Here is a 20,167-nt window from a genome sequence, read left to right on the forward strand (position 1 = left end):
CAGATAATGTGATGGAGGTTATTTTATGCAACTTGCACAACTATTCCCTTCCCTTAAAAGACATAGCACATACCCGACAACCCATAATTCAGCAACAACGATCTTTTATGATTCAGCTGATGCATGCTGGTATGAGATCGCAAAAAACGAAATAACCGAACGAGATGCTTTAATGTTAAAGCATTTTTATCGAGAATGCAGTGAACAAATGGATCCGTGGTTACTATTGTTAACACAAGGTGTAGTCCCGAAGCCTGCAACTTATTCTTCTATTCGCATATTACAATATCATATTACCAATGATGCCGGGCAATTAAAGTACGCTATTGAGCTTTTCTTTATGAATGATGCTTATCTATTGGAAGCTGCTCCTCATACTTTCTGGATTATTTTGCTTAGAGATTATACTCGAGAAGAACTTGAAGGCTTTATGGCAATATTGGAAAATGACTTTTATTTGCATGGACAGCTTTTCGTAGGTCAATTGCTTCCGGTTTCTGAAATGCTGCATCATTCTTTCTTAACGGAGCAAAAAATATTTCAGTCCATTTTAGAACGGCAGCACCAAACGATTTATACATTTTCTGAAAGCTTCTTAATTTTATTGCCATTACACTTGACTATGCCGTTACAACAATATTTGCAGCATACATTGTTCAATAGTTTAAATGATGAAATGATTACTACCATTACAGCGCTATTTTCCCATAACGGAAATATGTCCTCTGCTTCGAAAGAATTACATATCCATCGCAACACCTTGTTATACCGTACACAACGTTATTTTGAAGAAACTACGTTGGATTTAAAGCGCAGTGATGACCTGCTATTAGCCAATTTAGCAGCCCAGTTGTATAAACTAACAAAATATTCCTGATAATTTCAAGCACATTGCACAAAGGCAGCTCCCTTTTAATCTTTTATACTATAAAAAAGGGGGACTGGTTTTTTATGTTAGATTTTGATCATCTTGTAAAACGTTATCCCGATGGCCATGTAGCTGTTGAAAATTTTCATTTAAAGGTTGAACCTGGTGAATTTCTTGTACTTGTTGGTCCGTCAGGCTGCGGAAAATCTACGACATTGCGTATGGTCGCAGGACTTGAAACGATTTCTGAAGGCGAATTGCGCATCGAGGGTAAACGAGTGAATGAAGTTGAACCAAAAGACCGCGATATTGCAATGGTTTTCCAAAACTATGCTCTATACCCGCATATGAATGTGTACGATAATATGGCTTTTGGCTTGAAGCTGCGGAAATTCTCGAAAGATCAAATTGATAAAAAAGTACGTGAAGCTGCGGAAATTTTAGGGTTATCGGATTTATTGGACAAGAAGCCAAAATCGCTTTCCGGTGGCCAACGTCAGCGTGTTGCACTTGGCCGTGCCATTGTTCGTGATGCGAAGCTGTTTTTAATGGATGAACCGTTATCGAACTTGGATGCAAAACTTCGAGTACAAATGCGCTCTGAAATTACAAAGCTCCATTATCGTTTAAATACAACGACTATATATGTTACGCACGATCAAACGGAAGCGATGACGATGGCTTCACGAATTGTTGTAATGAAGGATGGTGTCATTCAGCAAATCGGAACGCCGCGTGAAGTATACGATACACCTGAAAATGTATTTGTCGGCGGGTTTATCGGTTCTCCAGCTATGAACTTCCTTCGCGGGAATGTTGTAGGCGAATATTTTGAAATCGCCAATGAAAAAGTCCGCATTCCGGAAGAAAAATTAAAAATATTAAAAGAACAAAACTATATTAACCATGAAATTATTTTAGGTATCCGTCCGGAAGATATTCATGATGGCCATAAACAAGATTCAAGCAGTCTCGTTAAAACGAAAGTCCAAGTAAGTGAATTAACCGGTGCAGAAATGATTGTTTATGCGTCAATTGATGACCAGCAATTTGTAGGTAAAATACATGCAGATGCAGATGTAGCTATGGGGCAGGAGCTTTCACTTAACTTCAACCTGGCAAAAGCTCACTTCTTTGATCCGGCAACAGAAATGCGGATTCGCTGATAGTAAATAATTAGAAGAAGCAGTCAGAATTATTTCTGACTGCTTCTTTCATAATTTTATAGCAGCGCAGCACCGATCAGTCCTGCATTTCCTTTATTTAAGCTTGCTTGTACTCTACCTTTTTTATGTTCAAAAAATGGTAAACTAAAATACTGGTCAACTAAACCTGAAATCTCATCCACAATTTGCGGATGATGATTCATAACTCCTCCGCCTAGTACGACAACATGCGGATCTACTAATAAAATGAAGCTGTGAATCTTCTGAGCGATTTCTTGCTGCCATTCATGTATGAGCGGCACGATGCGTTCATCCTTTTCATAGTAGCGTTCAAAAAATTGCTGTAATGTGCCTTCTTCATTTGTTTGCTGCTGTAATGTGTTTAATAAACCGGGTCCAGCACATACTTCTTCAAAATAGGCACCGGAGCCTGTTATTGAAAAACCGATTTCTCCGGGAATTCCGGCACCTCTTAAAAATTTTCCTTCATGGATGATACAGCAGGCAATTCCTGTGCTGATCGTGACATATATGAATGTTTCTTTCTCAAAGTGACGTACTTTATATTCTCCATTTGCTGCAGTCATCATATCCGTTTCCATAATAACCTCAGCTTTCGGAAATGTCGTTTGAAGTCTTTGGACAAGCGGAAAATTACGCCACGGCAAGTTTTGCTGAAAAACTACAAACCCTTGCTCTAAATCTAAAATTCCCGGTAGTCCAACCGCTACTTTTATAACATCTCCTTCGTCACCTTCCAGAAGCTTATCAAAACCTGAAATAATCGCCTCAAATAATGATTCAGACTGCTGGGGACTCTTAACTTCCATTTGCTTTATTAATATTTCCGGCTGTTCTTGCTTCGATAAAGCAAGTGCTAATTTTGTCCCTCCGATATCTGCACTTAAAATCCACATTTACTCCACCTGCTTTACAAAAATTCCGTAGTCTTTCCAAATTGTATAGCCTAGCTTCTCATAAAAGGCGATTAAATCCGTCCAATCAATAAAGAACGTCTCTTTACCACGTTGCTGCAAATAATATTCTGCAGCTTCGATAACAGCTCGCCCTAAGCCATACTTTCTATAATCTTCATTTACCCCTAGTGGACCAATGCCACCTAATCGCTCAAACTGCTCTGCCCAATTATAGTTTGGCCCCTTCAAAGCACTATGTTCATCATTTATACGACAGAAGCCCACTATCTTGCCTTCCCATTTCACAACGACATAATCTCTCCCTGTACCTCCATGAGCGAAATAATCATGCGCTTCAAAAGTCCACCGCCCAGGGAATGACTGAGCCATAAAATCAATGAGTTGCTGTTGTTCCTCTTTTTCTAATAGAACAAATTGAACATTATTTTTTTCAGGCAGTGATAATGGTTCCGTTACGGTTTTTGTGAAGTCTACACTTTCGACAACTCGTTTAAAGCCAAACTTCTCTGCAAACGCAACACCCTCCCGCTGATCAAGCGGGACTCCGCATAATAAGTGCCCTATATCCCCGCCAAGCTGAATTTTCTTTATGCCTTTATTGAGAAGGGCCCGTTCTGCATAACGGTATATGGAGGCCCGTAGTATTTTTCACGGACCTTCATTTTTTATGCCAACCCACTATATGGATAAAGCAAATTATTAGGATACACAATATCTTTTTGGTTTTTTACAAACATTGCCCCATCATCTATAAACACATCTTGCGTGACAGGAAGCTTTATATCATCCGGTGTAAAGCACAGCCTGATCTGTTCAGATTGAATTGGCAAGCAACCTAGTATTTCCTGTATATTAACCGGCTCTTTAGAAATCACATCGATTAACTCAGCATGCTGGGCTGTTTCATTTAAAATAACAAATGCCTGAAACTTTGGCACATAGTAAATACAATCCTGGTATTGGGTCAATGCATGGAACATCACGATGTTTTCATTTTGAACCATACTCATTTTCTGACTAACAGGTTTTCTAAACACAGTTGTTTCATAAAATATGTTTCTTGTCGGTTTATCTTCCAAGTTAACTTTCTTTACTTCTGTATAAACCGGTTCAATGTCTTTTTTATCCACAGTAAATGTAGATTGCGTCCGAGTTTCAAAACCAAACTTCGGATAAAAGTCCAATACTGTTTTGTTTGCAAACAAGTATATGATATTTGTATCCACATGATCTTCCATAACTTTTTCCATAAGCTGACGCGATAATCCTTTTCCTTGGAATGTGGGATTTGTCATTACAGATCCGATTTGAACTGCTTTATACTGCCTGCCATCCAAAATCATCGTTCCATGACTGGTAGAAACATTGGCTACTATTTCACCATCCGCTTCAAATACATAAGGACAATATGTATCGTTCCAATACCCTAGCTCATCCCATTGTCTAAAATCCAATCCAAAAGTATCATTTGCCAGTTTAAAGAAACTCCCTTTCAATTGCGGATTAAGGCGCACAGCGTCCCCTTTTATGAAATTCACTACTATCCCTCCTTTTTAAAATTTTCGTAAATTATTTTTCCTTCTGAAACAGTTAATACAACTTCTTCGTTTTCGTTAACTATATAAAAGTCAGCATCTTTACCAATTTCAATTGACCCTTTATTTTCAAACAACCCTAACAGCTTTGCACTGTTAGTTGCAGTCAGCTTAGCTAGTGTCACATCTGATAATCCGAGCCAGTCTTTCATATTTTTTCGGGCCTTGTTTAAATTCAGCGTACTTCCAGCAAGCGCGTCACTCCCGACTAATTTACATAAGCCATCTTCTACCCGGACTTGTTGTCCACCTAAATCATAAATACCGTCTGTTAATCCGGTTGCGCGCATACTGTCTGATATTAATATCATTCGGTCTTCACCAATCGTGTCGTAAATAAAGCGAATCATGTCCGGATGAATATGAAATCCGTCAGCAATAATTTCCAGCATACACTCACTTTGCATTAATGCAACCTGCAAGCCGGGCTCCCGGTGATGGATCGGCCTCATCCCATTACAAAAATGAGTGGCATTCTTGATAAGCTGTTGTCCCAATAATGTCTTTGTCTCAGCATAGGTCGCATCTGAGTGACCAATGGATGCTACAATGCCGTTATGTTTTAAGTACGTTGCAAGCTTATGGCCTTTATCTAGCTCTGCCGCTAGTGTAACAAGCTTAATTTCGTATTGGGCAGACCTGTTTAGATGGTCAAATATTTCTACAGAAGGTTTTATAATAAACTGATCGGACTGTGCCCCTTTTTGAATCGGGCTAATGAAAGGACCTTCTAAATGTATGCCTGCAATTTTTGCACCTTTTACATTGTTTTTCATATTCGCAATCGCTTGTACAACACGCTCGAGTTGATTTTCTTCCGCAGTCATCGTTGTCGCTAAAAAGGTTGTCACCCCGTGTTTTGCAAGTGCCATACTGATCGTATTTAGACTGCTTTCCGTTCCGTCCATTACATCAGCACCGGATATTCCGTGAATATGCTGATCAATCATCCCCGGCATCATTTTATAAGCTGTCTTTGTTTCTACCAGATCGACCTGTTCAGGTAATTCACCCCTTTTGCAAAACTGAACTATTTTTCCACCTTCAATTACAGCGTAACAGTCATCCTCTATCCGCTGTTCCCGGACAATTTGAAGTGGTCCAATACACCATGTTTTTTCCATGAACATTTCCCCCCTCTACCACATCTTATACATTTCCCATTATTAGCTTACCTCTTATCATTTTTCAAGAAAATTCCTTTTTTGGCCAAAATAAAACGGCAGTCCAATTAAAAAATGGACTGCCGTTTCTAAGAAGAAATTAACGTTTATTAATTTCTTCCATTAAGATTTGGTTTGTTAATTGTGGGTTTGCTTGGCCTTTAGAAGCTTTCATAATTTGGCCAAGAAGTGCCTTAATCGCACGGTCTTTACCAGCTTTGAAATCTTCTACTGATTTTGCATCGTTATCAAGAACAGTTGTGACGAAACCACGGATTACTTCCGGATCAGAAATTTGGACTAAGCCTTTTTCCTTCACAATTTTCGCAGCGTCTCCACCATTCGTTACTAACTCAGTGAATACTTTTTTCGCGATTTTAGAAGAAATTGTACCGTCCGAAATTAATTTCACCATACCAGCCAAGTTTTCCGGTGTTAGAGCTGTATTTTTCAGCTCTTTTTGTTCTGCATTTAAGTATGCAGAAATATCACCCATTAACCAGTTAGCTGATAATTTCGCATCAGCACCTGCGTTTACAGTTGCATCAAAGAAATCTGAAATCTCTTTGTTTACTACAAGTACGTTTGCATCATAATCATTTAAGCCTAATTCAGAAACATAACGTGCTTTACGAGCATCCGGTAATTCTGGAATCTCGTTACGTACGCGCTCTACCCATTCATCAGAAATTGAAAGACGCACTAAGTCCGGCTCTGGGAAGTAACGGTAATCATCTGTACCTTCTTTAACACGCATAAGAATTGTTTTACCTGTTTTCTCATCAAAACGGCGTGTTTCCTGCTCAATAACGCCACCAGCCATTAATACTTCTGCTTGGCGGATTTCTTCGTGCTCTAAACCACGACGGACAAAGTTGAATGAGTTTAAGTTTTTAAGCTCAGTTTTCGTACCGAACTCTTCTTGACCGTATGGACGGATTGAAATGTTCGCATCACAACGCAGAGAACCTTCCTCCATACGTACGTCAGAAACGCCTGTATATTGAATGATAGATTTTACTTTTTCCAGGTAAGCATATGCTTCGTCCGGCGTGCGGATATCCGGCTCAGAAACGATTTCTACTAATGGCGTACCTTGACGGTTTAAGTCCACTAAAGAATAGCCATCAGCATGCGTTAATTTACCAGCATCTTCTTCCATGTGAAGACGTGTAATACCGATTTTCTTTTTGTAGCCTGGTGTATCACCTTTAGCTGGAATTTCGATTTCTACCCAACCGTTTTTACCGATGGGCTTATCAAATTGTGAAATTTGGTAAGCTTTCGGATTGTCCGGATAGAAGTAGTTTTTACGGTCGAACTTAGTTTCCTGTTCGATTTCCATGTTTAATGCTAAAGAAGCACGCATAGCGTAATCTACTACTTGTTTATTTAATACTGGTAAAACACCTGGATAACCAAGGTCGATTACTGTTGTATTTGTGTTTGGTTCCGCACCAAAGTGGTTTGGACTGCTAGAGAAGATTTTTGAGTTTGTTTTTAACTCAACGTGAATCTCTAAGCCAATGACTGTTTCAAAGTTCATTTTATTTTACCTCCCATAATGCTGGAGTTTGTTTAGCGAAATCTGTTTGTTGCTCATAAGCATAGGCAACGCGGTAAAGTGTCTCTTCATCGAAATGCTTACCGATAATTTGTAATCCTAATGGTAATCCGTTTTCAAATCCGCATGGAACCGAAATTGCCGGTACACCTGCTAAGTTAATCGGAATTGTTAAAATATCGTTTGCATACATTGTCATCGGATCATCAATGTTTGCACCGATTGCGAATGCGGGTGTTGGAGCAGTTGGCCCGATGATTACATCATAGTTTTCGAACACTTTGTCATAATCAGCTTTGATTAAAGTACGTGCTTGTTGTGCTTTTTTGTAGTAAGCATCATACGTACCAGCTGATAATGAATATGTTCCAAGCATAATACGGCGTTTTACCTCATCGCCGAAACCTTCAGCACGAGATTGTTTGTACAGCTCTAATAAGTTTTTCGCGTTTTCTGAACGGTAGCCGTAACGAATACCATCGAAACGTGAAAGGTTTGAAGATGCTTCTGATGAAGAAAGGATGTAATAAGCTGCTAACGCGTATTTAGAGTGTGGTAATGATACCTCTTCTACTGTAGCACCTAACCCTTTTAATACTTCCAATGCATCAAGAACCGACTGTTTTGCTGCTTCGCCAACGCCTTCACCTAGGAATTCTTTTGGTACAGCAATTTTTAAGCCTTTAATATTACCGTCTAAAGCGGCTGCATAGTTTGGTACAGGCACATCCGCAGAAGTAGAATCCATTTCGTCTACACCTGAGATTGCTTCAAGTAATAATGCATTGTCTTTTACATTGCGTGTAATTGGTCCGATTTGGTCTAAAGAAGATGCGAATGCAACTAAACCAAAACGTGATACACGACCATATGTAGGTTTCATTCCTACAACACCACAGTAGGCTGCTGGTTGACGGATTGATCCACCCGTATCAGAACCTAGTGAAAATGGTACTTCACCCGCTGCAACTGCAGCTGCAGATGCACCTGAAGAACCACCTGGCACATGCGAAAGGTTCCATGGGTTTTTAGTTGTTTTATAAGCCGAGTTTTCATTTGAAGAACCCATTGCGAATTCATCCATATTCAATTTACCGACTGTGATCATGCCTGCATCACGTAATTTTTTTACGATTGTTGCATCGTAAATTGGCATAAAACCTTCCAGAATTTTAGAAGCACAAGTTGTTTCCAATCCTTCTGTTACGATATTATCCTTTACGCCAATCGGCATACCGAATAATGGACCGCGCTCCTCAAAAGGAACTTGATCTAATTCAGCTGCTTTTGCAGTTGCTTGTTCTTTATTTAATGCTAAGAAAGCTTGTACATCGCCGTCCAACTTTTCAATGCGGTCAAACGCTTCTTGTGTTAAATCCGCAATTGTTAGTTCACCCGACTTTAAGCTCTCTTGCAATTGTGCTGATGTGCGCTCAAATACTGTCATGCGAGTGGTTCCTCCTATTACTCCATAATTGATGGTACTTTAATTTGACCTGCTTCTTGTTCTTTTACGTTCAGCATTACTTTTTCAAGAGGTAAGCCTTCTTTTGCTACGTCCTCACGAAGTACGTTCACTAAAGGTAAAACATGTGAAGTCGGTTCTACATTTGTTGTATCTAATTCATTTAGCTGCTCTGCGAAATCAGTAATTTTCCCTAGTTGTTCAGCAAATTTCTCTGCTTCCTCTTCTGTAATAGCAAGGCGAGCTAAGTGTGCTACGTGTTTTACTTCTTCTTTCGAAATTTTTGCCATTTGTTACACCTCCAAGTTATCGAATCAAATATACCTCGGCAAAATCCGGATCATCCGCCGGGTCTATATGTGGAGTCAGTGATTGTTTTGGATACCCGCTGATTCTACATAAACCATGCCCATAATGATAACATTTTTCCATGTAAAAATCTCCGCTTTAGGAAAAAATCCAGCAAACAATCCCCCACTTATGACGTTTTTTCGCCAAATTAACGCATTAACGTAATGAAGTAGATTTCTTTTACAAAAAGAAAATACCACACTCGTAAAAGTATGGTATTTTTCGAAAGATTTTACTCATAAATATGAATAAAAGGTTCATCTTCATTTGGTTCTTTAATAATCAGTACTTCGGGTCCGTTAACAGAGGTAATGCTCACCGAAATATACAGGTCAAGCGGTAAATGATTAAGCATTAAACCGGTCAAATACTGGGTAAATCCTGTAATTTCAGCTGTTCCGTAAAACTGGATCGGAATTTCGATATCAAGCTTCTGGACTTTTTTGTTCTGGTAAAAGCCAGTCGCAAACACGCTCGTGAAGTTTGAGAAATACTTGTCGACATCTTGTTTGAAGTTTTGGAAATTCGTATTCAGGTCACGATATACATCATCCGGTGAACTCATCGGGAAAGTAACGTATTTTTCATCGATTGCCTTCCATTCACCCAATTCTGTCTTTCCTTTATCCGCAAAATTATAGTCGGTATACGTTCCCGGCACAATTGCATTTCTTTCAGCTTGTTTAAATAGAGCAATGACGATTGGAACATCTGCCAGTTCCGGACGGGCACGCAATCGATTGATCACTTCCTGCGCTATTTTTTTACCTTCTGCATCTATTTTTGCATCCGGAATTTTCTCTTCAAAAAATTCTCCATACTGCTCTTTTTGATAATAGTAAACTGAATTTAATGCTAAACCGATTGAAACACCAGCCAGCTTTACTTTGTTCTCATCGGTTTTTGTTAAATAATTTTGTTCCACAATATGTGCCAAATAAACTGGCGCTTCTGTCGCTTTTACAGTCGGATCCATTTCCTTGCCTGTCGCCTCATCCACACTTGATGGGTTTAGACCTTGGTACTCCGGTCCTTTATCTTCTGTTTGGTTTGGACGGGCCAGCCAGTATTTCAATGTTTCTTCATCTAAATACTGACCTTCCTGGAAGTAATAGTTTTCCGTATCGAAATGATTTTGCGAAATACGCATTAAGCCTGTTTCGACTTCCTTCATATCGTACTTCGTATAAATATTGGAAACAACTAAACCACGGCTTGCACTTTCCTTATATGGAATCAATGTGCGATAAAATTTATCGTTTATTTGCATATTCGGGATAATTGTTGTTTCCACAGCCTGTTCTGTATCTGATTCTTGCGTCAGTTCTGTATCAGGTGTGAGGTTTGGCGCACACGCTGACAACATCGCCGCTACAATTATCGCAGGTATCCAGCGATAACGTTTCATGAGAGCAAGTCCCCTTTACTATATTAATTGTTCGATTAGGCGCACTTCATCCCAAATTTCAATGCCTAAGCTTTGTGCCTTTTCCAGCTTCGAGCCTGCATCTTCTCCGACAATTACAAGGTCTGTTTTTTTACTGACACTCCCTGCAACCGTACCACCTAACTGTTCTATTTTCGCCTTTGCTTCGTTACGTGTCAATTGCTGTAATTTTCCTGTCAGTACAATTGTTTTACCAGCAAAAGGATTTGCCCCTGCTTCCACGACAATTTTCTTGCCTTTATAGCTCATATTTAAGCCAAATCCTTTTAGGCGTTCGATTAATTGTTGTACTTGCTCGTTTGCAAAATACGCGACAATCGATTCGGCCATTTTATCGCCAATTTCGTGAATATCTTTCAAATCTTCTTCAGTAGCGACCATTAGTGCATCGATTGTTTCAAAATGTGCTGCCAAAATCTTAGCTGCCTTTTCACCAACATGGCGAATGCCAAGACCGAATAATAGTCGTTCCAGCGAATTGTCCTTTGACTGAATAAGTGCTTCAACTAAATTTGTAGCCGATTTTTGCCCCATTCGCTCCAGGTTGATCAGTTGTTCTACTGTCAGTTCATATAGTCCTGCTACATCTTGAATATAGCCTTCTCTCAGCAGCTGTTCCACTACCTTCTCGCCAAGACCGTCGATATTCATCGCATTGCGGGAAACGAAATGCTTCACACCTTCCGCGATTTGTGCAGGACAATGCGGATTCACGCAGCGCAATGCTACATCAGTATCAATGCGTACAATTTCTTCATCACATGCGGGACAATGTGTCGGCATTTTATATGGTACGGCGTCATCCGGGCGCTGTTCCAGAACAACCCCCACAATTTGCGGAATAATATCCCCCGCTTTCCGTACAATGACCGTATCATCGATTCGAATGTCCTTTTCACGAATCAGGTCTTCATTGTGCAATGATGCACGGCTCACAGTAGTTCCGGCTACAAGTACTGGTGTTAAAATCGCTGTCGGAGTAATAACGCCCGTGCGACCTACCGTCAGTTCGATATCCAGTAATTTTGTTATAACTTCTTCAGCCGGGAATTTGTAGGCAATTGCCCAGCGCGGCGATTTTGCCGTAAAGCCAAGCTCATCTTGGTGGGCATAGCGATTCACTTTAATGACGATACCATCAATTTCATACGATAAATTTGGGCGCGCTTCTGTCCACTTTTCTATAAACGCCAAAACGTCCTCAATAGTTTCGCAATACTCACGCTCTTTATTTGATGGAAAACCTAGCTCCTCCAAATACTTGAGCATTTCCCAATGCCCGTCGATTCCATAGCTTTCTCCATCCCCGCCAACTGCATATATAAAAGTCGATAAATTTCGGCTTGCCGCAATTTTTGGGTCTAATTGACGCAACGATCCTGCTGCCGCATTCCGAGGGTTTGCAAATAGCTCTTCGCCATTTTCAGCTCGACGTTCGTTCAGTTTCTCGAAAGATTTTTTCGGCATATAGGCTTCGCCGCGCACTTCTAATGTTACTGGTTCATTTAAACGTAAAGGAATGGCACGGATTGTCTTCAGGTTGGCTGTAATATCTTCACCAACCGTTCCGTCACCACGCGTAGCACCTTGTACAAAAACCCCGTTTTCATAGCGCAAAGATATGGCCAAACCATCAATTTTCAGTTCACATACATAGGAGTAATTTTTACCGATTGCCTGCTCGATTTTCCGGTCAAAATCACGCAAATCTTCTTCATTGAAGGCATTCGATAGACTAAGCATTGCTGTTTCATGTGTTACCTTTTTAAAGCCTTCCAATACCATGCCACCGACACGCTGAGTAGGAGAATCAGGATAAATAAATTCCGGATTTGCTTCTTCTAATGCGATAAGTTCATGTAAAAGCTGATCATATACACTATCTTCTACTACCGGTTTATCCAGTACATAATACGCATAGCCATACTCATGAAGAAGCTTGTTTAATTCCGCAATTCTTTGTTCTATTTCATTCATCAAATGTTCCTCCTAAGCTTTCGTAATCGGTGCAAATTTCGCTAGCAGACGTTTTATTCCAGTCGGTGATGGGAAAGCGATATCCAGTTCCATGCCATCCCCTTCACCTTTTACACTTACGACCATACCGACACCCCATTTACCATGGGCTGCTTTGTCGCCTACTTTCCAGTCAAACTTATCCCCGCCTGTAGAATTCAGTCGTGATGTTTGGGAAGCAGGTGCCTGCACGCTTCCTAATGAACGCTTCGGCATACGGTCATAACGGTTCGATTTAAATGGCAGTGAATCATCACGATAAGATGTAGTATTTGCTTTTGAAACTTGCTCTAACACATTTTCATCAATTTCGCGTAAAAAACGTGATGGGGCATTGTATCCTGTACGACCAAAAATTGTACGAGAACCCGCACAAGACAAGTAAAGACGCTGCTCTGCCCGAGTTGCGCCGACATACATCAAGCGCCGTTCTTCGGCCATTTCATCTTCACTTTCCAATGAACGTGAATGCGGGAATATATTTTCCTCCATCCCGATAATGAACACAACAGGGAACTCCAGCCCTTTTGCGGCATGCATCGTCATTAAAATAATCGTACCTTTCGCTTTTTCTTCTTCATCTAAAGAATCAATATCCGCAATAAGTGCCAGGTCCGTTAAAAAGGCTACTAATGACTGGTCTTCACTGCGCGCTTCAAAAGCCTGTGTTACTGTTAAAAATTCTTCGATATTTTCCAAGCGGCTTTCTGCTTCAATCGACTTTTCCGCTTTCAGCATTTGGCGGTATCCTGATTTTTCAAGCACTTCTTCCACAATCTCTGTAACCGATAATTCCTGCTGACGATCACTCAATGAACGAATCATATTGTAGAAATTTTCAGCTGAAGTGGCTGCTTTGCCTGAAAGCCCCATAAATACAAGCTCACCCATCGCATCAAAGATTGATCGGTCGCGCTCCATTGCATAGACAAGCATTTTATCAAATGAAGTCGCACCAATCGCACGTTTTGGTTCATTGATGATTCTCGCCAATGACAGGTCATCATCATTGTTTGCAATTAAACGTAAGTAAGCGAGTAAATCTTTAATTTCTTTTCGATCATAGAACTTTGTACCGCCAACAATCTGGTAGTTCATATTCGATTTTACGAGCACGTCCTCCATCACACGTGACTGTGCGTTTGTACGGTATAAAATCGCAAAATCATCCAGCTTGTAATCTTCATCCTTCATGAGTTTTTGAATCGTACGTACGACATACTGCGCTTCATCCTGCTCATTTCCCGCTTTGTAAAGCGGGATCTTTTCGCCTTCCGGATTTTCTGTTCGCAGTACTTTTTTATAGCGGTCTTTATTTTTTTCAATTACGCTGTTTGCTGCTTGTAAGATACGTTTTGTAGAGCGGTAGTTTTGCTCAAGCATAATAACTTTTGCTTCTTTGTAATCTTTTTCGAATGATAATATATTCGAAATATCAGCACCTCGCCAACGATAGATCGATTGGTCCGAATCCCCGACAACACAAATATTACGGAATTTCTTCGCCAATAATTGCACGAGCAAATATTGAGATTTGTTCGTATCTTGATACTCATCGACATGAATGTACTGGAATTTGTTTTGATAAAACTCAAGCACATCCGGCGCTTCTTTAAATAGACGGATTGTCAGCATAATTAAATCATCAAAATCGAGACTTTGATTTTGTCTTAATCGTTTCTGATAGCCTTTATATACCTGTGCGACAATCTTTTCGAAAGGATTATGCGGATTCATATTCGCTTCAAACCCATCCACAGTAATGCACTCGTTTTTTGCAGAACTGATCGTGTTTAAGATTGCACGCGGGTCATATTTTTTAGGATCTATATTATCCTGCTTCAATATATTTTTTATAACCGTCAGCTGATCTGAACTATCTAAAATTGAGAAGCTTTTCGAATAGCCGATCCGGTCAATATTGCGTCGCAAAATGCGTACACACATTGAGTGGAATGTGGATACCCACATGCTTTCCGTTGTCCCGCTTCCTAATATCCCGTCAATTCTCTCACGCATTTCACGGGCAGCTTTATTTGTAAATGTAATGGCCAAAATTTTTGAAGGGTATACTTCACGCTCAACCACTAAATAGGCGATACGGTGAGTCAGTACCCTTGTTTTCCCAGAGCCGGCCCCTGCCATAATTAGGAGCGGGCCTTCTGTAGTTTTCACCGCTTCAGCTTGCTGTGGATTCATTCCCGCTACTAAGTTTTTTGCTATATGCTCCATATTGCACCTTCCTATCTAAAGAACATTTGTTCCTATTATATAACACTTTTCACTGCTTGTACGGTTTTTAATGCCGCTTTTAAATCATCATAAATAATATTTCCGACAACTACGGTATTGGCATATGCAGCCATTTCTTTCGCCTGTTCTACAGAAGTAATGCCGCCTCCATAAAAGAGCTTTGTTTCATTTAAAACTTCGGCTGTTGCTTTGACCATTTCGATATCACCATATGCACCGCTGTACTCTAAATAAAAAATTGGCAATTTAAAGTAGTTTTCGGCCATTCGTGCATAGGCCACTACGTCTTCCACTGTCAAATCCGTTTTTGCATTTGTTACTTGCGCTACTTTACAATCCGGATTCAGTACACAATAGCCCTCCGCTACAAGCTCTTCCCAAATTAGTACATCGCCATATTCTTTAATCGCTTCATGATGTAAATCTTTCACCCATTTTGTATCACGGCTATTCAACACCGACGGAATGAAGTAATAATCATATCCTGGTGTAATACTATCAACGTTTGAAATCTCCAGCGCAATCGGTACTGAAAAACGACGTACACGGACGAGCAGATCCAGAACGCCATCCAACGTCACATCATCTGTCCCGCCTACTAAAATAACATCCGTACCCGATTCACAAATCTGCTCTAATGCCTCATCTGTAATTTCCTTAGCAGGGTCCAGTTTAAATACATGTCTCCAGTTTAAATATTCCATGAATATATCCACCTATTCTCAAAATTTTTATATTGAACTTTCCATTATCTTTGTTTTTATTGACCATCTCTTAGTATAACGAAATTCGTTCAAATATTAAAAGACTGAGCGGATAAATCTGCTCAGTCTTTTAAGCTTGCTCATGTATTTATGATTGGGCGCATTGGCGCTTCATTACTTTGACGTAAATGGTTTTTCGTCTGGATATAGACGGCCCAGCATTTCATCATAAGTGTCATTCCCGTAATCAAAGCAACGGCGTACACGGGAAATTGTTGCTGTTGAAGCACCCGTTTCTTTTTTAATTGTTTCATACGTTTTTTTCAAACGTAATAAATGTGCAACTTCAAATCGCTGTGCCAATGATTGAATTTCACTAATTGTGCACAAATCATCGAAAAATTTATAGCATTCCTCAATATCTTTTAACTCTAGGACTGCTTTAAATAACTGATCTGTTTGATGACCGCGAATTTTTTCAATTTGCATGTGCCCACCATTTCCTCTCTACTCTGAATATATAACAGATGCCGCTAGACCTGGAGATGTTGGTACGAAATGTATCCATGTCTTTCCTTGAACTAACTTTACTTCCGTTCCATCTTCTTCGACTGCCACCAGCAGGCCATCTGCATTTTTCCATTTCACTTCACGTATCGTCCCTGCTTGAGCTACATACGCATTGCCGCCACCAGTAATTGTAATCTCGCGTCGACCGGCATTATCTACAATTCGATGAGGCATTTCAAAAAATAAAATATTAGCTAATTCGATCGATTCATTTGTCTCGTAATCGACTGTTTCTACATTTGCAGAATAACGCTTGTACTGATTCGTTTCGGCATTGTATACGTACTGACTATTAAATGAACCGCTGTTATTGTATTTCATCAATACTTCATTAGCTGTTGTTCCTATTTTAACATTATCTTCGGCTTCATAAAATGGGTAGGACACTTTTTTCTGATAAAGTAGTGAAGTCCCTACTTTTTCAGCACCCGCCTTTACATTTTCACCCGAAATATAAGAGTTGTGAGGAGCGACCCGTGTCGATGAACGTTTAAAGAAAGTACCATCATAGTGCATTCCATTAATATTATCGACTACTCTTTGCGAAAGCATCGATTTTGCTTCAGGACTGTAGCCATGCGCAATATAAAATGCATCCAGCCCTTTTGCGATATCAATAAAATATGAACGCGCACTGCGGATCGGTCCGATAGATTCAGGAAGTTCGGACTGGTAAAGAGCTAAAAGGCGTGTTACATCACCCTCCGCCAGCATTTCATACACCACATCCGCCTGTGCAAGTCCGGATTGCGGCCGTGCTTGCGGATGGTTATTAATCGTGGCAAGTATTGGGCGCATCGTCACTTCCTCTGCCACTCGTTCCCCTGTAAACGGCGTTACAAATGGCAGTACTTCTTCAGCCTCCGCTACAATAATATCTTTCTCTACTTCGTTTTCTTCTATCTCTACAGCAGGCTCCTCTGTTTGTTCTTTATCTGAACAACCTGTCGCTAAGGTTATGCCTAATAGTGTTAACATGAATATACTGCGTTTCATCGTGCTACTCCTCTCGTTTTTTCAGGTTTATCGCATTACAGCAGGTAGCATAACCTTATTTTTCATGACATCAAAAAGCCCACGTGTCGTAATTCGAATATACGGTAAATGTGTCGATTGTAAAAACAGCAATGTGTAAATTGCATCTGTATGGTGATACCCACGTTTTTTCAAAGCACTCTTCAATGCTAGCTCAAGCGGAATTACTTCATCAACGGTTCCCTCATAAATAGAGCCGGCCAAAGTTAAAGGAATACTTGTCACAATTTGATCATCCTCTACAAGTACAATCCCGCCATTCATTTTCTTCAATTCTCGGAAAGCGTGCTGCATATCCTGCACCGATTTTCCTATTAAAATAATATCTCCAGTGTTGGAATAAGATGAGGCAAAGCCTTTTACATGTGTCGCAAATCCTTTAATCATCGTATTAATACGCCATTTCCCATTGCGGTCGACAAGCATTAAATAGCTTTCATCATGGTCTGTAGATAATGTATGATGATGTCCATGAATTTTTATACTATACGGCTTTGTTATGACATCATTCACCATCTCAACGCCAATCGGCATCGAAAATTGAAAATCTCCTTCGTGCAAATCAAAATCAATTTTCAGATCACCGAATAGAGATAAGTCAACTTCCGGAAATGCTTTCAAATCTGTATTGTCGCGTTTTAGCCATACTCCTTTTGAAATTACTGCTTCAGGTGTCGGCGAATGTTCGTCCGCTAAAATATTAATATTTGCATAACGACCTGTAGCAAGTAACCCATGCAAATTGGTCATATTATAATATCTCGCAACATTATAGCTTGCCATATTATAAGCATCAACTGGGCGCACACCTGCTTCAAGGGCTGCCCGAATACATTTGTCCATCACGCCATCTTCATGGAAACTCGGTGTGGAGCCATCTGTTGTCATCATTAAATGATCGAATATTTCGTAGCCTTTATCGACAACCGCTTTTAATAGATGTGGCAAATCCGGTCGAATCGATGAATAGCGAAGTGTAACAGCATATCCATGCAGTATACGCGCTTCAATATCTTCAATTGTCATAGATTCATGGTCACCATCGACTCCTAGTAAACGCATTTTAGCCAACGTTTTTTCGGATGCTCCCGGTAAGTGTCCTTCGATTTTTTTCCCCTTATGCTTAGCTGCCTGAATCCAGTAAAGCATTTGATCATCCCCGCGCATCAGACGAGGCCATCCTGTCAGTTCCCCGCCAAGCAATACGTCATGACGGTCAAGCCATTCCAAGACCGAGGCATTTGAGTAAAGTTCCCTCTCATTTTCAAGTTCAGTTTGGGAATCGAAACGACTCCACCAGTAGAATGAAAATGGCAATTTAGCAAGCTCATCCATAAAAGAAAACGCTTTCTTATTTTTCATTAATGAAACAAGTGTCATATTGTCTGAAATAAATGTAGTCGTGCCTGTCTGTGCACTAAACTCTGCGAAACTGTGGGGATTGTACAATTGGAAAGGATGTACGTGCGGCTCAATATAACCTGGTACTACTACTTTCCCTGCCAAATCAACAACCTCTGTCCCTTCTGTATTTGCAGGCATTTCCTTACCAACATATACGATGCGATCATTGGATATCCAGATGTTACCTGTTCCCCAACTTTTCATCATACTATGTAAGTATTTAGCATTTTTTAAAACTAGATTCGGAGCAGCATGCCCATCAATGATACTAACTTGCTCTCTTATATTACTTAACTTCCAACTAATTTCCGGCATTTTCTGCACTCCTTTCAACTTTTACACCTAATATAAAGACGCTTATAACTTTTCCAAGATGCTAAACCAGCTCTAAAAAATATCCTGCTGCGATTCAAGTAGCTTCAGCAATTGTCTTTAACAGCTGCTGAAGCTAGATTAAATGCGTATCGATTTAAAAGAAAAACACATACTTAGTTCAATATATTTTGCTTTATGTAGGCAATTGCTACAATATTCCTTTTGGTGAATTAATCGTAACATAGCACTTTCATAAAGCAAAGTGTTTCCAAAATAATTTTTAAATTTTCTAAAAAAAGGAGGAAACATAATTGCTGACCCCAAATATTTCTGAAACAAACGCTTTTATCCGTATGATGTGCGGTGTTGCTATGACCGCATTCGGTGTCGGGAGAATTGCTCATAAACCTCAATGTACAGTTGGTCGTATGATGATTCTTGCCGGTTCAATGAAAGTGGCGGAAGGGTATTATCAGTATTGTCCAGTAGTCGCAATGGCCAAATCAGAGCAGATGACCGAAATGATGCCCGTCAATGATTAAGAGGTGGATCTAGGGCTTGTTCTATAATGCTCACATTACAAAGCGCTATATTTTAAATTTAAATATAGCGTTTTTACATATCGCAGTGTTACCAATAACTTAATCATCATACAGTGAAGAAAGGGTGAAATGCCCTTTCTTTATTTTGCTTACATAAGCAAAATAAAAATCATTTGTAAGGCGGCAGCATTTCCAGTGGCTAAAAGCTCCAATCCTTTTGAAATAAAATTAAATGCGCTGGAAAATCAAACCCAAAATTATATCCACGAAATAAAAGTATTCAACGATAACTTCCACTTCTAATATTTCCTATCTATTAGATCAAGAGAGTTTATGTCTAGGCTCTTACCATATTTCCAAGATCAGTTACCTGAATGTTGTTATTTAGCGGACGGTATGTACATGTACAGTTTTAAGTGTTATTCATTTGGAACAGGAGGAAACATTATAAACGAATTTGAAGATAAACAAGAAGAATCGGGAGTACTAACATTTGATAAGATCCTAAAGCATTTTATGAAAGAGAATTTTTCATCGGTAAAAGATGAAGTACAGGAAAATACTAACAGCTTTATATTTCCGGAAAAAAGTTCACTCAATTTGTTAATGGCCTATTTATTATCAAACAATAAATTTGAAACATCATATCCTGCCAATGAAGAAGAAGAAAGAAAAGCCGCAGAAAAAATAAATCAGCTCGTCCATGAAAATGAAAAAGATTTTCAAGAGATTATAAGCTTACTGAAAAATATGACTTGATAGGAGGGATCC

The 20,167-nt window shown here is 39.7% G+C and carries 18 protein-coding genes; 4 read left to right on the forward strand and 14 right to left on the reverse strand.

All coding sequences use genetic code 11. The annotated features are described in order from the left end of the window. Nucleotides 1–25: 25 nt before the first annotated feature. Nucleotides 26–877, forward strand: coding sequence for a helix-turn-helix domain-containing protein (locus CBM15_RS10760; protein WP_087617500.1), 852 nt, complete (start codon nucleotides 26–28; stop codon nucleotides 875–877). A 74-nt stretch (nucleotides 878–951) separates the two neighbouring features. Beyond that, entirely contained in the window at nucleotides 952–2,034 is a 1,083-nt protein-coding gene (locus CBM15_RS10765) for an ABC transporter ATP-binding protein (RefSeq protein WP_087617501.1), read from the forward strand. 56 nt (nucleotides 2,035–2,090) lie between these two features. Here CBM15_RS10765 and CBM15_RS10770 read toward each other — a convergent pair whose 3' ends face one another. The 14 genes from CBM15_RS10770 to CBM15_RS10835 all read right to left on the reverse strand — a co-directional run bounded on the left by CBM15_RS10770 (nucleotide 2,091) and on the right by CBM15_RS10835 (nucleotide 18,854). Next, nucleotides 2,091–2,951 (reverse strand): ROK family protein, encoded by an 861-nt coding sequence (locus CBM15_RS10770; RefSeq protein ID WP_087617502.1) that lies wholly within the window; start codon nucleotides 2,949–2,951, stop codon nucleotides 2,091–2,093. Beyond that, nucleotides 2,952–3,617 carry a GNAT family N-acetyltransferase gene (locus CBM15_RS19650; RefSeq protein ID WP_338057550.1) on the reverse strand — a complete coding sequence of 222 codons (666 nt, stop codon included), beginning with the start codon at nucleotides 3,615–3,617 and terminating at the stop codon, nucleotides 2,952–2,954. It lies immediately after the preceding gene. 20 nt (nucleotides 3,618–3,637) lie between these two features. After that, nucleotides 3,638–4,510 carry a GNAT family N-acetyltransferase gene (locus CBM15_RS10780; RefSeq protein ID WP_087617503.1) on the reverse strand — a complete coding sequence of 291 codons (873 nt, stop codon included), beginning with the start codon at nucleotides 4,508–4,510 and terminating at the stop codon, nucleotides 3,638–3,640. A 2-nt stretch (nucleotides 4,511–4,512) separates the two neighbouring features. After that, entirely contained in the window at nucleotides 4,513–5,691 is a 1,179-nt protein-coding gene (gene nagA / locus CBM15_RS10785; RefSeq protein ID WP_087617504.1) for an N-acetylglucosamine-6-phosphate deacetylase, read from the reverse strand. A 139-nt stretch (nucleotides 5,692–5,830) separates the two neighbouring features. Continuing rightward, on the reverse strand, nucleotides 5,831–7,276 hold the full coding sequence (gene gatB, locus CBM15_RS10790) for an Asp-tRNA(Asn)/Glu-tRNA(Gln) amidotransferase subunit GatB (protein ID WP_008409014.1): 1,446 nt from the start codon (nucleotides 7,274–7,276) through the stop codon (nucleotides 5,831–5,833). Between the two features lies 1 nt (nucleotide 7,277). Beyond that, nucleotides 7,278–8,741, reverse strand: coding sequence for an Asp-tRNA(Asn)/Glu-tRNA(Gln) amidotransferase subunit GatA (gene gatA, locus CBM15_RS10795; RefSeq protein ID WP_087617505.1), 1,464 nt, complete (start codon nucleotides 8,739–8,741; stop codon nucleotides 7,278–7,280). Between the two features lie 17 nt (nucleotides 8,742–8,758). Continuing rightward, a complete protein-coding gene (gene gatC, locus CBM15_RS10800; protein WP_008408705.1) occupies nucleotides 8,759–9,049 on the reverse strand; it encodes an Asp-tRNA(Asn)/Glu-tRNA(Gln) amidotransferase subunit GatC in 291 nt (96 codons plus the stop codon). A 293-nt stretch (nucleotides 9,050–9,342) separates the two neighbouring features. Further along, nucleotides 9,343–10,518: a CamS family sex pheromone protein gene (locus tag CBM15_RS10805; RefSeq protein WP_087617506.1), complete on the reverse strand. Its 1,176-nt coding sequence runs from the start codon at nucleotides 10,516–10,518 to the stop codon at nucleotides 9,343–9,345. An 18-nt stretch (nucleotides 10,519–10,536) separates the two neighbouring features. Next, on the reverse strand, nucleotides 10,537–12,534 hold the full coding sequence (gene ligA / locus CBM15_RS10810) for an NAD-dependent DNA ligase LigA (protein WP_087617507.1): 1,998 nt from the start codon (nucleotides 12,532–12,534) through the stop codon (nucleotides 10,537–10,539). Between the two features lie 12 nt (nucleotides 12,535–12,546). Beyond that, nucleotides 12,547–14,805, reverse strand: coding sequence for a DNA helicase PcrA (pcrA, locus tag CBM15_RS10815; protein WP_087617508.1), 2,259 nt, complete (start codon nucleotides 14,803–14,805; stop codon nucleotides 12,547–12,549). 35 nt (nucleotides 14,806–14,840) lie between these two features. After that, nucleotides 14,841–15,530 carry a heptaprenylglyceryl phosphate synthase gene (gene pcrB, locus CBM15_RS10820; protein ID WP_087617509.1) on the reverse strand — a complete coding sequence of 230 codons (690 nt, stop codon included), beginning with the start codon at nucleotides 15,528–15,530 and terminating at the stop codon, nucleotides 14,841–14,843. Nucleotides 15,531–15,704: 174 nt separating this feature from the next. After that, nucleotides 15,705–16,019: a YerC/YecD family TrpR-related protein gene (locus CBM15_RS10825; protein ID WP_008408714.1), complete on the reverse strand. Its 315-nt coding sequence runs from the start codon at nucleotides 16,017–16,019 to the stop codon at nucleotides 15,705–15,707. An 18-nt stretch (nucleotides 16,020–16,037) separates the two neighbouring features. Then, the gene (locus CBM15_RS10830) at nucleotides 16,038–17,096 is read right to left on the reverse strand and encodes a DUF3048 domain-containing protein (RefSeq protein ID WP_087617510.1); all 1,059 of its coding nucleotides are present in this window, start codon (nucleotides 17,094–17,096) and stop codon (nucleotides 16,038–16,040) included. A 27-nt stretch (nucleotides 17,097–17,123) separates the two neighbouring features. Continuing rightward, the gene (locus CBM15_RS10835; RefSeq protein ID WP_087617511.1) at nucleotides 17,124–18,854 is read right to left on the reverse strand and encodes an adenine deaminase C-terminal domain-containing protein; all 1,731 of its coding nucleotides are present in this window, start codon (nucleotides 18,852–18,854) and stop codon (nucleotides 17,124–17,126) included. A 311-nt stretch (nucleotides 18,855–19,165) separates the two neighbouring features. On the opposite strand from CBM15_RS10835, the gene CBM15_RS10840 reads away from it, so the two are divergent. Further along, complete coding sequence (locus CBM15_RS10840) at nucleotides 19,166–19,396, forward strand: YgaP-like transmembrane domain (RefSeq protein ID WP_014822588.1); 231 nt, start codon at nucleotides 19,166–19,168, stop codon at nucleotides 19,394–19,396. Between the two features lie 402 nt (nucleotides 19,397–19,798). Continuing rightward, the gene (locus tag CBM15_RS10845; protein WP_087617512.1) at nucleotides 19,799–20,155 is read left to right on the forward strand and encodes a hypothetical protein; all 357 of its coding nucleotides are present in this window, start codon (nucleotides 19,799–19,801) and stop codon (nucleotides 20,153–20,155) included. Nucleotides 20,156–20,167: the final 12 nt, after the last annotated feature.

It is taken from the genome of Solibacillus kalamii (assembly GCF_002174535.1).
Classification (GTDB): Bacteria; Bacillota; Bacilli; order Bacillales_A; family Planococcaceae; genus Solibacillus; species Solibacillus silvestris.

Bases quoted from the DNA above. Each gene is read 5' to 3' on its own strand.
- CBM15_RS10760 (WP_087617500.1), top strand. From the start codon at position 26: ATGCAACTTGCACAACTATTCCCTTCCCTTAAAAGACATAGCACATAC.
- CBM15_RS10765 (WP_087617501.1), top strand. From the start codon at position 952: ATGTTAGATTTTGATCATCTTGTAAAACGTTATCCCGATGGCCATGTA.
- CBM15_RS10770 (WP_087617502.1), bottom strand. From the start codon at position 2,951: ATGTGGATTTTAAGTGCAGATATCGGAGGGACAAAATTAGCACTTGCT.
- nagA (WP_087617504.1), bottom strand. From the start codon at position 5,691: ATGGAAAAAACATGGTGTATTGGACCACTTCAAATTGTCCGGGAACAG.
- gatB (WP_008409014.1), bottom strand. From the start codon at position 7,276: ATGAACTTTGAAACAGTCATTGGCTTAGAGATTCACGTTGAGTTAAAA.
- gatA (WP_087617505.1), bottom strand. From the start codon at position 8,741: ATGACAGTATTTGAGCGCACATCAGCACAATTGCAAGAGAGCTTAAAG.
- gatC (WP_008408705.1), bottom strand. From the start codon at position 9,049: ATGGCAAAAATTTCGAAAGAAGAAGTAAAACACGTAGCACACTTAGCT.
- CBM15_RS10805 (WP_087617506.1), bottom strand. From the start codon at position 10,518: ATGAAACGTTATCGCTGGATACCTGCGATAATTGTAGCGGCGATGTTG.
- ligA (WP_087617507.1), bottom strand. From the start codon at position 12,534: ATGAATGAAATAGAACAAAGAATTGCGGAATTAAACAAGCTTCTTCAT.
- pcrA (WP_087617508.1), bottom strand. From the start codon at position 14,805: ATGGAGCATATAGCAAAAAACTTAGTAGCGGGAATGAATCCACAGCAA.
- pcrB (WP_087617509.1), bottom strand. From the start codon at position 15,530: ATGGAATATTTAAACTGGAGACATGTATTTAAACTGGACCCTGCTAAG.
- CBM15_RS10825 (WP_008408714.1), bottom strand. From the start codon at position 16,019: ATGCAAATTGAAAAAATTCGCGGTCATCAAACAGATCAGTTATTTAAA.
- CBM15_RS10830 (WP_087617510.1), bottom strand. From the start codon at position 17,096: ATGAAACGCAGTATATTCATGTTAACACTATTAGGCATAACCTTAGCG.
- CBM15_RS10835 (WP_087617511.1), bottom strand. From the start codon at position 18,854: ATGCCGGAAATTAGTTGGAAGTTAAGTAATATAAGAGAGCAAGTTAGT.
- CBM15_RS10845 (WP_087617512.1), top strand. From the start codon at position 19,799: ATGTACAGTTTTAAGTGTTATTCATTTGGAACAGGAGGAAACATTATA.